This window comes from Citrobacter sp. wls711, from assembly GCF_005281055.1.
GTDB lineage: Bacteria > Pseudomonadota > Gammaproteobacteria > Enterobacterales > Enterobacteriaceae > Citrobacter > Citrobacter gillenii.
Map to the genome: position 1 here is coordinate 115589 of NZ_SZXC01000026.1, position 15369 is coordinate 130957.

Here is a 15369-nt window from a genome sequence, read left to right on the forward strand (position 1 = left end):
AGCAATAATAATTCTTATTTTTATTCTTCTTTACTCGCCCGGCGAAAAGTCAGATTGTAACGGCAGTCCGTTGTCAACGGATGGTAGCCAGTCTTAAGCGGCTGTATACCATGATAAAACAAGCGCGATTTCCCGCCCCACACCACCACATCACCGTGTTCCAGAAGTAGCCGCTTTAACGGATCGTTGCGCTTCAGACCACCGAACTGAAAGATTGCCGGCAGGCCCAGCGAGACAGAAACAATGGGCGCTTGCAGGTCGGGTTCGTCTTTATCCTGATGCAAAGACAGTTTTGCCCCTGGCGTATAGCGGTTGATCAAACAAGCATCTGGTCGGAAATCGGGATAGCCCGCAGCGGTTGCCGCCTGTTGACACAGTTCGGCAAAAACGTCAGGTAAACGCGGCCAGGCACTACCGGTCAACGGATCGACCGGAGAATAGAGGTAGCCATGCTGATCGGTCGTCCACCCCAATTGACCACAGTTGGTCATCGCCACCGACATCGTATATCCGCCGGGGGTCACCATCTGGCGAAACGGCGATTGTCTGACGACAACCGCCATTTCCTGTAATAAAGAAGGTGCGGCATCAAACGCAAAACGGCGCAAAATGACCGCACCGGACGCCAGCGGCTCCTGCCAGGGTTTTGCCTGCGCAAAGAGATCGAGCATTATCTGTCCTCACCTGTGGTTTCACGTTGCAGCAATTGCGCCTTGCGGGCGACGCCCCAGCGATAACCCGAAAGCGCACCATCGCCGCGGATCACCCGATGACACGGGATCACAATCGCCAGCTTATTTGCTCCGCAGGCACTCGCCACAGCGCGCACCGCTTTCGGTTTCCCCACGGCATTCGCCAGCTGCTGGTAGCTCACCGTTTCGCCACAGGGAATGTCACGCAGCGCCTGCCACACCTGCTGCTGAAACGCGGTTCCCCGAATATCCAGCGACAGCGACAATGGGGTATTACGTGAGTTAATGACCGCGATCACTTCGCGCACACGCTGTTGAAAATCGGGATCCGCAGGCACACCACGTGCTGCAGGAAACAGTTCATGCAGCTCAGATACCAGCGTAGCATCGTCGTCGCCGAGTAAAATTGCGCAGATACCGCGTTCACTTTCCGCTACCAGGCAGCGGCCCAGTGCGCAGTCCGCCACGGTATAGCGAATCGCCAGCTTATCGCCGCCTTGACGAAACTGCTTTGCCGTCATGCCCAGCGCGCCATCCGCTTTACGGTAATAGCTGCTGCTGTCGGGGAAGCCGGCATTCAAAATCGCCTGGGTCACCGGTGCGCCTTTCGCCAGCGCGTCACGCAAACGCCTGACGCGCCAGGACTGCTGCCACGCTTTCGGCGTCATGCCCGTCGTAGCTTTAAACAGACGATGTAGATGAAACGGGCTCATCGCCACCTGCTGGGCTAAAGCCTCCAGCGTGAGCGGCGACTCCTGCTCTAACAGCTGGCACGCCAGGCTAATCTTCTCCAGCCGCTGCTGCTGCGCGTTGGCTTTATCCGGCTGACAGCGTTTGCAGGGACGAAATCCTGCCGCTAACGCCTGCCCGGCATCGGCAAAGAAACGGACATTTTTACGCAGCGCATGTTTAGCCCGGCAGGACGGTCGACAAAAGATACCCGTGGTCTGTACGGCAAAAACAAACTGACCGTCAGCGTCCGCATCACGCTGTAACACAGACTGCCAGCGGTCCTCATCGGTTACGCGTTGAAGATTATTCATAATGGACTCCTTTGTTAAGCATAGTGCTTAGCCTCAGTGTGTCCGCATTGCAGGGCATAAAAACCTGCAATCTTGCTTTTTAATTTTTATCGCTGACCAGAAAGCTTTCGAACTGCGGCGACATCCAGGTTTTAAACCCCTCGCCTTCTTTGACAATCATATAAACCGCCAGCCCTTCACGACGCACCACCTCTTTGGCTTTATCCGTGCCGAGCACCATCAGGCCGGTATCCCAGCCGTCGGCTTCCAGTGCCGTAGGCGCAATCACCGTCACCGAGACCAGATTATGCTCAATTGGCCGACCGGTTTGCGGATCGATAACATGCGACAGACGCTTTCCGTCCAGTTCGTAATAATTGCGATAACTGCCGGACGTGCTGATGCCATGACCGTTAATATCAACAACCGCCTGCACCGCGTTTTCCCGATCGGTGGGTTTCTGGATCGCTACTCGCCACGGACGTCCCTCGGCGTTCATCCCCCGGCTGTTCAGCGCCCCACCAACGGACACCAGATAACGGGCGATCCCCTCCTGCTCCATCAGTCGGGCCAGATGATCGGCGGCATAACCTTCACCAACGGTAGAGAGATCGACATACAGATCCGGTAGATCTTTCTGCAGATAGTTCTGCCGCGTGTCATTGATTACGCTCAGGTGCTGCAGCCCGGTTTGTGCTTTTGCGGCATCAATTTGTGCCTGCGTGGGGATATGCAGCGGCTGCCTGTCCGGACCAAATCCCCACAGGTTAACCAACGGGCCGACGGTGATGTCCATCGCGCCATCGGTTTTCGCGCCAATACGCAGCGCCGAGGTGATGATATCCGCCATGGCATCGTTGACCGGCCAGGGCGACAGGCTTTTCGACAAGTTAAAACGCATCAGCGCAGAATCGTTTTTATAGGTAGAGAGCAGCTGATCGTCAGCATCAAGCTGCGTCTGGATCTTGACCCGCAGTTCTTCGGCGCGTTTAGCATCAACGTTCACCACGCTAACCCGCCAGAAGGTGCCCATCGTTTTGCCTTCCAGTACGGTGGCCGCAGGCGGTGTGGTCTGAACCGGCTTTGGTGCGTTATCGCAGCCGACAAAAAAGATCGTCACAGCCAACAGGGCTGCGCGGCAAAAATTCATACCCATACGCGATTATCCTCATGCGAACGGACGCAAGAGTACACCAAAAAGAGTTGCCTGTACGCCGGATAACGGCATTAAAAAAGGCCCCGCAGGGCCTTTTAATAACAATGAACGCAGATTAGAACTGGTAAACCAGACCCAGCGCTACGATATCATCGGTAGAGATACCCGCATCACGGGTGAAGTTGTTGTCATCCAGCAGGTTGATTTTGTAATCAACATAGGTAGACATGTTTTTGTTGAAGTAGTAAGTCGCGCCAACATCAACATATTTCAGGATGTCCTGGTCGCCATAACCACGACCCAGGTCTTTACCTTTGGACTGCAGGTAAGCCACGGACGGACGCAGACCGAAGTCGAACTGGTACTGTGCAACGGCTTCGAAGTTCTGCGCTTTGTTAGCCCAGCCTAAATCACCTGCACGCGTTGCGTTGTAGGTCTGGGTGTACTGTGCTGCCAGGTACACGTTGTTCGCGTCGTATTTCAGACCACCGGTGTAGGTTTCAGCACGATCGCCAGTACCGAAGTTCAAACGGTTCTGCTCGTCAGTACGTTTGGAGCTGGTGACTGCGGTACCCAGCGCGAAGCCTTCACCGATATCATACGTGATCGATCCGCCAACACCGTCGCCATTCTGACGCAGTGCATCACGACCGTTGCCGGTCACTCCCGTCATGCCTTCGCCTTCCGGGCTACCGTTTTTACCCTGGTACTGAATGGCAAAGTTCAGACCATCAACCAGACCGAAGAAATCGGTGTTACGGTAGGTCGCGAAGCCGTTACCACGCTGCTGCATGAAGTTGTCAGAACCGTAGGTGTCGCCGCCGAATTCTGGCAGAACGTCGGTCCAGGACGTTACATCGTAAACCACGCCGTAGTTACGACCGTAGTCGAAAGAACCGGCATCAGCGAATTTCAGACCTGCAAATGCCACACGGGTCCAGGAGTTGTTTTCGTTTTCAGAGGAGTTACCCTGAATCTGGTATTCCCACTGGCCGTAACCGGTCAGTTGGTCGTTGACCTGAGTTTCGCCTTTGAAGCCGATACGCATATAGGTCTGATCACCATCTTTAGTAGAGTCATCAGAGAAATAGTGCAGACCATCGACTTTACCGTACAGGTCTAATTTGTTGCCGTCTTTGTTATAAATTTCAGCCGCATTTGCGGTACCTGCCACCAGCAGAGCTGGGACCAGGAGGGACAGTACTTTGACTTTCATGTTATTAACCCTCTGTTATATGCCTTTATTGCTTTTTTTATGCCACTGCATACTGATTACGTTCATTAACCAGTCGGCAACTTCATTCTCCGCAAAAACACAGAATAATCCAACACGAATATGATACTAAAACTTTAAAGGTGTTTCATTTATCCATATAGATGTTTCAAAATGTTAATATCAGGGAACTTTTTAAAAATCAAAAAATGAGCAAAATAAGCACGAATAGTCAAGAAACATACAAATAACGATATAAATCAATTAATTGCATTCGAAAAACTCATAGCACTGAATGACAAAACAAAATCTTCACTCGCAACTAAAATAGCACTGCTATCATCATTAACTTTATTTATTACCGTCATTCATTCTTGAATGTCTGTTTACCCCTATTTCAACCGAATGCTCTGCGTTCGGTTTTTTTTTACCCTAATTTACACAAAACTGACAGTCCTGTGCTACCAACCAAAAACTATAACAATTATTAACTATTTCTCTATGCATTAATCACATCTAAGCTTATCTAATAATTTCTTGTTATTTAATGCTAATTTCTTAGGTTCAAAATTTCTATTTGTACCTGACACTGTGGACTGTACAGATTGACCACGGCGTGACGAAGCAAGATGTGCGGTAAACACATGCCATGCGTCCGGTGCTGCGAGAGTATGGCAATTCATCCATTACCCTTTATACTGCCCCTTCATCTTAAGCATCGTTCTAACAGGTCTTAAACACGAATGAGTCAGTCAGACACAACGGCTTCTACCCGATTCTCCCTACTTCCGGGAAGTATTACCCGTTTCTTCTTATTACTGATCGTTGTGCTGTTAGTGATGATGGGCGTGATGGTCCAGAGCGCGGTCAACACCTGGCTAAAAGATAAGAGCTATCAGATTGTCGATATCACGCATGCCATCCATAAACGAGTAGATACCTGGCGGTACGTCACGTGGCAAATTTATGACAATATTGCCGCCACCCCGCAATCTGCCACAGCGGATGGACTACAAGAAACCCGTTTGAAACAAGATATCTACTATCTTGAGAAACCGCGCAGAAAGACCGAAGCGCTTATTTTTGGCTCGCATGACAGCTCAACGCTGGAGATGACCCAGCGTATCTCAACCTACCTGGATACCCTGTGGGGAGCCGAGAATGTCCCGTGGTCAATGTATTATCTCAATGGTCAGGACAACAGCCTGATCCTGATTTCGACGTTGCCACTGAAAGATCTGACCTCCGGCTTTAAAGAGTCGACGATTGGTAATATCGTCGATTCGCGCCGCGCAGAAATGCTACAGCAGGCCAATGCGCTGGATGAACGTGAAAGCTTCTCCTCGCTGCGCCGCCTGGTCTGGCAAAACGGCCATTACTTCACGCTGCGTACCACCTTTAATCAGCCGGGACATCTGGCCACCGTGGTGGCGTTTGACCTGCCCATTAATGATCTGATCCCGCCAGGCATGCCGCTGGACAGTTTTCATCTGGAACCTGATGCCACCTCAACGGTCGAGCACAGTAATGAAAAAGAGTCGCCTGACAGCGTCAGTATCAGCTTCAATAACGCCAAAATTGAGATTTCATCGGCGCTAAACTCAACGGATATGCGACTGGTCTGGCAGGTTCCGTTCGGTTCATTGCTGCTCGACACCTTGCAAAATATCCTGCTGCCGCTGTTGCTGAACATCGCATTGCTGGCACTGGCGTTGTTTGGCTATACCACCTTTCGCCACCTCCCTGCCCGCTCGACCGACGTGGCGCCAAACCTTGCCGCCAATAATGAATTACGCGTTTTGCGAGCAATCAACGAAGAGATTGTTTCACTGCTTCCGCTGGGCTTATTGGTACACGACCAGGAGGCAAACCGTACGGTCATCAGCAATAAAATTGCCGACCACCTGCTGCCGCATTTGAATTTGCAAAACATAACCAGCATGGCTGAGCAGCATCAGGGCGTGATCCAGGCCACCATTAATAATGAACTGTATGAAATCCGACTGTTCCGTAGCCAGATATCACCGCGTACGCAGATCTTTATTATTCGCGACCAGGACAAAGAAGTGCTGGTGAATAAAAAACTGAAACAAGCCCAGCGCCTGTATGAGAAAAATCAGCAGGCCCGTGCCGCGTTTATGCAGAATATCGGCAGTGCCCTGAAAGATCCGGCCAGAACACTGGCCGTTAATGCCGCCGCACTCAATACGCCTGACAGTCAAAAACTGGCAAATCAGGCCGATGTGCTGGTGCGAATGGTTGATGAAATTCAGTTGGCCAATATTCTCGAGAGCGACAGCTGGAAAAGCGAGTCCACGCTGTTCTCCGTTCAAACGTTAATTGATGAAGTGGTGCCTGACGTTCTGCCGGTCATTAAACGCAAAGGCCTGCAGTTGCTGATTAAAAATAATCTCAGCGCCAGCGATGAACGCCGCGGCGACCGTGACGCCCTGCGCCGTATTCTGCTGCTGTTGATTCAATACGCTGTAACCACCACGCAAATTGGGAAAATTACCCTCGAAGTTGACCAGGATGAATCAGAGGCAGAGCGCCTGACCTTCCGTATTCTGGATACTGGTGAAGGCGTAACGTTGAATGAAATTGATAATCTACACTTTCCGTTCATCAATGAAACGCAGGGCGATCGCTATGGCAAAGCCAACCCGCTGACCTTTTGGCTATGCGATCAGCTGGCCCGTAAACTGGGCGGGCACCTGAATATCAAAGCGCGTGAAGAACTTGGAACGCGTTATATCGTCCATGTTAAAATGCCGCTGCATGACCAACATGCTGACATTGAAGAGCGCCTGTTGGATGACGTCTGCGTGATGGTTGATGTCACCTCCAGTGAGGTACGTAGCATCGTATTACGTCAGCTAGAAAACTGGGGAGCCACCTGCATCACGCCCGATGAACGGTTGAGTAGTCAAGAATATGATCTCTTTTTAACTGATAATCCGTCTAATCTTACTGCCTCGGGCTTGCTTTTAAGCGATGATGAGTCTGGCGTACGCAAAATTGGCCCTGGCCAGCTGCGCGTCAACTTTAATATGAGCAATGCTATGCAGGAAGCTGTCCTCGAGCTAATAGAAGAGCAGCTGGCGCAGGAAGAGATCCAGGAAATCCCCCTCGGCGGAGATGAAAACGCCGAACTTCATGCCAGTGGTTACTATGCACTCTTTGTAGACACAGTACCGGATGATGTTAAGAGGTTGTATACTGAGGCGGAAACCAGCGATTTCGCTGCGTTAGCCCAAACCGCCCATCGCCTGAAAGGCGTGTTTGCCATGCTTAATCTGGTACCCGGCAAGCAGTTATGTGAAGCGCTGGAACATCTTATTCAAGAAAAAGATGCTCCAGGTATAGAAAAGTACATCAGCGACATTGACACTTACGTCAAGAGCTTGCTGTAGCAAGGTAGCCCAATACATGAACACTATGAACGTAATTATTGCCGATGATCATCCGATTGTACTGTTCGGTATTCGTAAATCACTTGAGCAAATCGAATGGGTGAACGTTGTCGGCGAATTTGAAGACTCCACTGCACTGATCAACAATTTGCCGAAATTAGACGCGCATGTGTTGATAACCGATCTCTCAATGCCGGGAGATAAATACGGTGACGGGATCACGTTAATTAAGTACATCAAACGCCATTTCCCGAGCCTGTCGATCATCGTCCTGACCATGAACAACAACCCGGCGATCCTCAGCGCGGTGCTGGATCTCGACATTGAAGGGATCGTGCTGAAACAGGGTGCGCCAACGGATCTGCCAAAAGCACTGGCGTCGCTGCAAAAAGGCAAGAAATTTACCCCAGAAAGCGTTTCTCGTTTGCTGGAGAAAATCAGTGCCAGCGGGTATGGTGACAAACGTCTTTCACCGAAAGAGAGCGAAGTTCTGCGCCTGTTCGCGGAAGGTTTCCTGGTCACTGAAATCGCCAAAAAGCTCAACCGCAGCATTAAAACCATCAGTAGCCAGAAAAAATCCGCGATGATGAAACTGGGCGTTGAAAACGATATCGCCCTGCTGAATTATCTCTCGTCCGTGACGCTAAGCCCGTCCGACAAAGACTGATTCCTTTTACCATCAACATGCCTGATGGCGCTACGTTTATCAGGCCTACGAACGATACCTCATTGAGGTATGTTCCGTAGGCCTGATAAGGCAAACGCCGCCATCCGGCATTTTTTATCCCCGCGTTTTTCTCACTCTTTCCGCATACACCGTCAGCGTCTGCTTCAGCACATCCAACGTCACCGGCTTGGATAAGCAACTATCCATCCCTGACTCCAGACAACGCTGCTTCTCTTCTGCCAGTGCGTTCGCCGTTACGCCAACCACCGGCAGTGTGAGCCCCAGCTGACGAATGCGTTGCGTCAGGCGGTAACCGTCCATATTCGGCATGTTGACGTCGCTCAACACGATATCGATATGATTTTTGCTCAACACATTGAGCGCATCCACACCGTCATTGGCGGTTTTGCACTGATACCCCAACGATCCCAACTGATCGGCCAACAAGCGGCGGTTGATCGGATGATCGTCAACCACCAGAATCATCATGTCATCGTGGGTACTGCCGATTTTATCCGGGGCAGGCAGCGCGCTGGAGAGATTTTCATCCTCCAGCTCAACGCGATATATATGCGCCAGCAGCGCAGGCAGCTCGTGCGGTGAGGCCACGCTGTGCACCCACTCACCCGGCGCTCTCTCCTGCGGAATGCCGATATGTCGGCGACAGAAAATCACCGCGGCGCGTCCCTGCCATGCCTGTTCCTGCACATCATCGGCAATCAGCACGTCATCAGCATCGGGTTGCTGACCTTCATAGCGCAGCACCGTCATCCCGTTACGCGTCAGGCTGGCTTCGATAAAGCGATACAATGAAGCATTACGTACCGCCAGCCAGCAGCGGGTATTGGCCAGCCCTTCCACACTTTTCTTCAGCGGATACTGCGCACCATACAGTGGAATACGCAGCGTAAACTGGCTACCCATTCCGGGTTCGGAATCGACGGCTATATCGCCATCCATCATGCTGATCAGTTTTTCACAAATCGCCAGCCCCAATCCGGTCCCCTGGAAATTACGCTGAACCCCGGTGCCGACCTGAAAGAACGGATCGAACAGACGCACGACTTCTTTGGCCGGAATACCCACGCCGGTATCACGTACGCGAATACTGAGATAATCACCATGACGCTGCACATGCAGCACAATGCAGCCGGTATCGGTGAACTTAATCGCATTGCTCAACAGATTAGAGATCACCTGCTGCAAGCGCATGGGATCGCCATTCAACGCCACCGGCACGTCCGGTTCGATGAAACAGTACAATCCCAGCTGCTTACGTACCACCAGCGGCAGATAGTTGGCCGTAATGTGGTTCATCACCTCGCGCGGTGAAAACTCACTTGGCTCAATCTTAAGCTGTTCAGATTCAATTTTTGAGAAGTCGAGAATATCGCTGATAATTTTCAGCAGCAGGCTGGAGGAGTTGTTCATCGCCGTGACCAACCGATCGACACCACTCGGCAACTCTTTGGTTTGCAGCAAATCCAGGTTGCCGATAATGCCGTACAGCGGCGTACGCAGCTCATGGCTGACCGTGGCGAGGAACATCGATTTAGACTGGCTAGCCTGCTCCGCTGCCTGCGCCATCTCCTGCAGCGACTCTTCCATTTTGACACGGGCGCTAACATCAACCAGTACGCAAATCGCCACGTTTTCATTGCGATAGCGCGAATGCACAAAGCTGATTTGCAGATTGGTATTGTTGCTGGTGAGCACATCAACGAAATTAACCTGCTGACCGCAGATGATCTGTGTTAGCCGCTGCCTGTCCTCGTGGGTCAACATATTCAGATAGGTATGCGCCAACTCGTTACTCAGGATGTTAATACCGTCGATAGTGCGCAGAATACAAATACCGACTGGCGCAGAGGCAACAATTTTACGGTTAAACTGTTCATGTTCTTCCAGACGCTGGGCATCGCTTTCCGCAGGGATAAAAATACGTCGCTCATACATACGTGCCAGCATAAACAACGCCGCGCCCACCAGCACATTCAACAAAATAGCGTTGAGGATCAACAGGCGAATACGTTCCAGCACCAGATCGACCGGTACGGAATACACAATACTGAGCGATGATGGCGGCAGATTTTTCTTCAGCACCAGCTCGCGAAAACCCGGCGTATAACCAAACCAGGAACGCTCCTGCATCCAACGCGGTTCAGCTTTGATCGCCCCCTCAGGGCCAGCCAGCGAAATCAGCGCGTGACCATTTTCATCAAGGATAGTCACGCCCATCGGCAGATTACCCGGCGTGAAGAAGTTTTCCATACGAATCGGCTGCTCAACGCCAAGCAGCGCCTGCAGGCGATTCGCCAGATACACCGGCGTCAGCGCATAAAAATAGCCCACGCCCGGACGCGGCCCCTGGCTTATCCAGAACAGGTTATTGCCGTTTTCGTCCTGCGGCGCATTGCGGTACTTAACGATGCGTTCATGCAACGCTTTCAACGCCTCATCGCGTTCAACGGGCATATCACGCAGACCAAAGTTGGCCATACACAGGTTATCGCTACCGATCAGAAACACGCGGTTTAAGTCATAGGCAGCGGAGAAATTGTCGCGCCAGTAGCGCATAAACCACGCCAGTGATTCCAGCGAACCACGCCAGGCGTTGCCCATCACCGCACAGTCGGAATCAGCAAACAGCGGCTCAAAATTGGGCACAACGGTTTTGTCATCCCGCGCCCGCAGCGACATCACGCCGTTTTCCGCTGTTAAGCGGTTCTCTGCAATATATTTCAGCTCTTTGATCACATCAGACGTGCGCTGAATGTAGCGCTGCGCCTGATCGGAGCTAAGCGTAAACTCCTGACGGATCTCCGATTCTCGCTGATGCAGCGCATTCACAATGTAGAACACACTCGCAAAAGCAATCAGAAGCCAGACCAGCAGCGCCAGCGCTCTGAACAGGTAGCGTGAGACTTTTAGGGTTGCATGAACAGAAGCAAGGTATTTCAAAGGGGCGAAGCTCCGCCTCAGGGTATGAATAAGTGTGGTTAAGGTAGCGGTAAATGCCCGGCGTCGCAATGCCCTCTCTTTACGGGAATATGATACACCGCTGAGAAAACATTATCTTAACCCCTGATAATCGTCGTTTGACTTTAATACCTTGTACGGATGTCAGAATGCCCGACCTGAAATGGCTGACACGTCGTTTTACCCCGCGACGTTTACGCAACCAAATGATCATGATGGCCATTCTGATGGTGATAGTACCGACGATATCCATTGGTTATATCGTAGAAACCGAAGGCCGTTCAGCAGTCTTATCTGAAAAAGAGAAAAAACTGTCGGCGGTCGTGCATTTACTTAACGATGCGCTGGGCGATCGCTTTAGCCACTACGCAACTCTGCCGCGCGAGGCGCGTATTCGCGCACTTAATGCCGAGTTAAGTCCTCTCACAGAGCGTATTACGCGCGCATTTCCAGGCGTAGGCGCGGGGTATTACAACAAAGCACTGGATGCCATTATCACCTACGCGCCCTCGGCGTTTTATCAAAGTAATGTTGGCATCACCATCGCCGCCGATCACCCCGGACGTGAAGTGATGGACAGTAACACTCCCGTCGTCTATTCCGGACGACAGGTGCGCGGTGACATCCTCAACTCCATGATCCCAATAGCGCGACAGGGTGACGTCATCGGTTATATCTGGGCCAACGAGCTGACGGAAGATATTCGCCAGCAGGCCTGGAAAATGGACGTAAGAATCATTGCGGTGCTGGCGGCAGGATTAATCAGCAGCCTGCTACTTATCATCCTCTTTTCACGTCGGCTCAGCGCCAATATCGACATCATCACTGACGGACTCTCAACGCTGGCGCAAAAAACACCCGCCCGACTGCCCGATCTGCCGGGCGAGCTGGGGCAAATCAGCCGCAGCGTCAATGCGCTGGCACAAACACTGCGGGAAACCAAAACGCTAAACGATCTGATTATTGAAAACGCAGCGGACGGCGTGATTGCCATCGACAGACAGGGCGACGTCACCACAATGAACCCGGCGGCGGAGCAAATAACGGGCTATAAACTGCATGAGCTGGTTGGGCAACCCTATGCGAAATTGTTTGCCAATACCCAGTTCTATAGCCCGGTACTGGATACCCTCGAATATGGTACCGAGCATGTTGCCCAGGAGGTCAGTTTTCCGGGACGTGGGCGTACCATTGAGATAAGCGTCACCACCAGCCGGATCCATAACGCACATGGCGAGCTGATCGGCGCGCTGGTTATCTTCTCCGATTTAACCGCCCGTAAAGAGACCCAGCGTCGACTGGCACAAACGGAACGGCTTGCCACCCTCGGTGAACTGATGGCCGGAGTGGCTCATGAAGTGAGAAATCCGCTGACGGCAATTCGCGGCTATGTCCAGATCATCCGTCAGCAAACGTCGTTGCCGGAGCATCAGGAATACTTATCCGTAGTGCTGAATGAAATTGATTCAATCAATAAAGTTATCCAACAACTGTTGGATTTCTCACGCCCGCGACAAAGCCAGTGGCAGCAAGTGCAGCTCAATGCGTTAATTGAAGAGACGCTAATCCTGGTGCAAACCTCCGGTATTCAGGCGCGTATTACCTTTACCACCGAATTAGATACCCACCTGCCAGCAATCGTCGCCGATCGCGAACTCCTCAAGCAGGTGATCCTGAATATTTTAATTAATGCGGTGCAGGCAATAGGCGCGCGGGGCAACATTCGCATCCGCACCTGGCAGTACACGGCATCGCAGCAGGCGGTGATGATTGAGGATAATGGCAGCGGTATTGATGCTGCCATACAGAAAAAAATATTTGACCCATTCTTCACTACAAAGGCGTCAGGCACAGGTCTGGGGCTGGCGCTAAGCCAGCGCATTATCAACGCGCATCAGGGCGATATTCACGTCGCCAGCATGCCGGGCTGCGGCGCAACCTTCACGCTTATTTTACCGCTCAACCCGCAGAGAAACCCGTCAGAATGAAAACGACCTACCGTATTCTCATCGTTGATGATGAAGAGAATGTTCGCCGTATGCTTGCCACCGCATTTTCCCTGCAAGGGCATGAAACCCACTGCGCCAGCGACGGTAAAGCCGCGCTGGCCCTGTTTGCTGACTCACAGCCCGACGTGGTACTGATGGACATCCGCATGCCTGAGATGGACGGCATTGAGGCACTGAAAGTCATGCGCACTCAGCAACCACGGATCCCTGTCATTCTGATGACTGCCTACGCTGAAGTCGAAACGGCGGTAGAAGCCTTACGCAGCGGCGCGTTTGATTATGTGATAAAACCCTTTGATCTGGATGAACTCAACCTGGTTATCCAGCGCGCGTTGCAGCTACAGGCGATGAAGCAGGAGATCCGCAACCTGCATAAAGCGCTGAGCACCAGCTGGCAATGGGGGCATATCCTGACCAACAGCCCGCTAATGCAGGATATCTGTAAAGATACGGCGAAAATCGCCCTCTCGCAGGCCAGCGTGTTGGTAAGCGGTGAGAGCGGCACCGGAAAAGAGCTGATCGCCAGGGCTATCCATTACAACAGCCGACGCGCCAACGGTCCTTTTATCAAAATCAACTGCGCCGCCCTGCCAGAATCATTGCTGGAAAGCGAACTGTTTGGCCATGAGAAAGGGGCGTTTACCGGGGCGCAAACGCTGCGTCAGGGCTTATTCGAGCGTGCCCATCAGGGGACACTCTTGCTCGATGAAATTGGCGAAATGCCGCAGGGTCTGCAGGCAAAGCTGCTGCGTATTCTGCAAGAGAGAGAATTTGAGCGTATCGGCGGGCATCAAACCATTCGCGTTGATATTCGCATTATTGCCGCTACCAACCGATGCCTGCAAACGATGGTGAAGGAAGGCACCTTCCGCGAAGACTTGTTTTATCGATTGAACGTCATTCATCTGACGTTACCGCCGTTACGCGAACGCCGTGAAGACATCGCCCTGCTGGCCAACCATTTTTTACAGAAATTCAGTTCCGAAAACCAGCGCGATATTATCGAAATTGACCCAACGGCGATATCTATACTCACCACCTGGCCGTGGCCGGGTAATATTCGCGAACTATCTAATGTCATTGAGCGTGCGGTGGTAATGAGTACCGGCGCGGTAATTTTTGCCGACGACCTGCCCGCCCAATTCCGCCACCCGGTCAGCGTGACGACTGAGGTAAAGCCTGCATTCTCCGGCGAGCGAAATCTGAAAGAAGAGATGAAGCGCGAGGAAAAAAGAATCATCGTCGAGGTCCTCGAACAGCAGGACGGCAACCGTACCCGCACGGCGCTGATGTTGGGCATCAGCCGACGCGCTCTGATGTATAAATTACAGGAATATGGTATCGATCCGTCAGGCTCTTGATGCACAAATTTGCTATGCAGAATTTTGCACAGTGCGCAAAACTCTGCATAGCCCTCTCTCCCTCCCCACGTAAAACACTTTAAAATAAATAATTAAATTCAACACGTTAAAGTTTAAATCATCTATTCAGGCATCCTGGCATTCCGCTTGCAATTCCCTGAGCGTACCCAAAATGGAGTATGCAAAAGGGAAACATAATGAAAACAAAACTGATTACCTTACAAGACGCCGCAGGCTTCTTTCGTGACGGCATGACCATCATGGTCGGGGGTTTTATGGGGGTTGGTACCCCGCCTCGCCTTGTCCAGACCTTACTTGAATCTGGCGTCAGAGATCTGACGCTTATCGCCAACGATACCGCCTTTATTGATACCGGTATCGGGCCACTGATCGTCAATGGCCGTGTGAGCAAAGTGATTGCTTCGCACATTGGCACCAATCCTGAAACCGGTCGACGCATGATTGCCGGTGAAATGGAGGTTCAACTGGTGCCGCAAGGTACCCTGATAGAGCAAATCCGCTGCGGCGGCGCGGGGCTTGGCGGTTTTCTGACGCCTACCGGCGTTGGCACCATTGTCGAAGACGGCAAGCAGACCCTGACGCTTGATGGCAAAACCTGGCTGCTTGAACGCCCATTGCGTGCAGACCTGGCGCTGATTCGTGCGCACCGCGCAGACATGCTTGGCAACCTCACCTATCAACTCAGCGCGAGAAATTTCAACCCACTGATCGCCCTTGCCGCCGATATCACGCTGGTAGAGCCGGATGAAATAGTCGAAACCGGTGAGCTTCTCCCTGACCAGATAGTCACCCCCGGCGCCGTCATCGACCATATCGTCATTCCACAGGAGAGCTAA

10 protein-coding genes are annotated in these 15369 nt (G+C 52.0%); 5 read left to right on the top strand and 5 right to left on the bottom strand.

What is annotated here, in order from left to right; genetic code table 11:
* Positions 1-20: 20 nt before the first annotated feature.
* The 4 genes from alkB to FDW98_RS12030 all read right to left on the bottom strand — a co-directional run bounded on the left by alkB (position 21) and on the right by FDW98_RS12030 (position 4086).
* Complete coding sequence (gene alkB / locus FDW98_RS12010; protein WP_096756423.1) at positions 21-671, bottom strand: DNA oxidative demethylase AlkB; 651 nt, start codon at positions 669-671, stop codon at positions 21-23.
* A complete protein-coding gene (ada, locus tag FDW98_RS12015; protein ID WP_096756422.1) occupies positions 671-1735 on the bottom strand; it encodes a bifunctional DNA-binding transcriptional regulator/O6-methylguanine-DNA methyltransferase Ada in 1065 nt (354 codons plus the stop codon). The genes alkB and ada overlap by 1 nt, the downstream gene beginning before the upstream one ends.
* A 79-nt stretch (positions 1736-1814) precedes the next feature.
* The gene (gene apbE, locus FDW98_RS12020) at positions 1815-2870 is read right to left on the bottom strand and encodes an FAD:protein FMN transferase ApbE (RefSeq protein ID WP_096756421.1); all 1056 of its coding nucleotides are present in this window, start codon (positions 2868-2870) and stop codon (positions 1815-1817) included.
* Positions 2871-2985: 115 nt separating this feature from the next.
* Positions 2986-4086 carry a porin OmpC gene (locus tag FDW98_RS12030; protein WP_096756420.1) on the bottom strand — a complete coding sequence of 367 codons (1101 nt, stop codon included), beginning with the start codon at positions 4084-4086 and terminating at the stop codon, positions 2986-2988.
* Positions 4087-4826: 740 nt separating this feature from the next.
* Here FDW98_RS12030 and rcsD point away from each other — a divergent pair.
* On the top strand, positions 4827-7496 hold the full coding sequence (gene rcsD / locus FDW98_RS12035; RefSeq protein ID WP_096756419.1) for a phosphotransferase RcsD: 2670 nt from the start codon (positions 4827-4829) through the stop codon (positions 7494-7496).
* A 16-nt stretch (positions 7497-7512) separates the two neighbouring features.
* Positions 7513-8163 (top strand): response regulator transcription factor RcsB, encoded by a 651-nt coding sequence (gene rcsB / locus FDW98_RS12040; RefSeq protein WP_096756418.1) that lies wholly within the window; start codon positions 7513-7515, stop codon positions 8161-8163.
* A 114-nt stretch (positions 8164-8277) separates the two neighbouring features.
* Here rcsB and rcsC read toward each other — a convergent pair whose 3' ends face one another.
* Entirely contained in the window at positions 8278-11124 is a 2847-nt protein-coding gene (gene rcsC / locus FDW98_RS12045; protein ID WP_096756417.1) for a two-component system sensor histidine kinase RcsC, read from the bottom strand.
* A 167-nt stretch (positions 11125-11291) separates the two neighbouring features.
* On the opposite strand from rcsC, the gene atoS reads away from it, so the two are divergent.
* The 3 genes from atoS to atoD all read left to right on the top strand — a co-directional run bounded on the left by atoS (position 11292) and on the right by atoD (position 15369).
* Positions 11292-13130 carry a two-component system sensor histidine kinase AtoS gene (gene atoS / locus FDW98_RS12050; RefSeq protein WP_096756416.1) on the top strand — a complete coding sequence of 613 codons (1839 nt, stop codon included), beginning with the start codon at positions 11292-11294 and terminating at the stop codon, positions 13128-13130.
* Entirely contained in the window at positions 13127-14512 is a 1386-nt protein-coding gene (atoC, locus tag FDW98_RS12055) for an acetoacetate metabolism transcriptional regulator AtoC (protein ID WP_096756415.1), read from the top strand. Before atoS ends, atoC begins: the two co-directional genes overlap by 4 nt.
* Positions 14513-14709: 197 nt before the next feature.
* On the top strand, positions 14710-15369 hold the full coding sequence (gene atoD / locus FDW98_RS12060) for an acetate CoA-transferase subunit alpha (protein WP_096756414.1): 660 nt from the start codon (positions 14710-14712) through the stop codon (positions 15367-15369).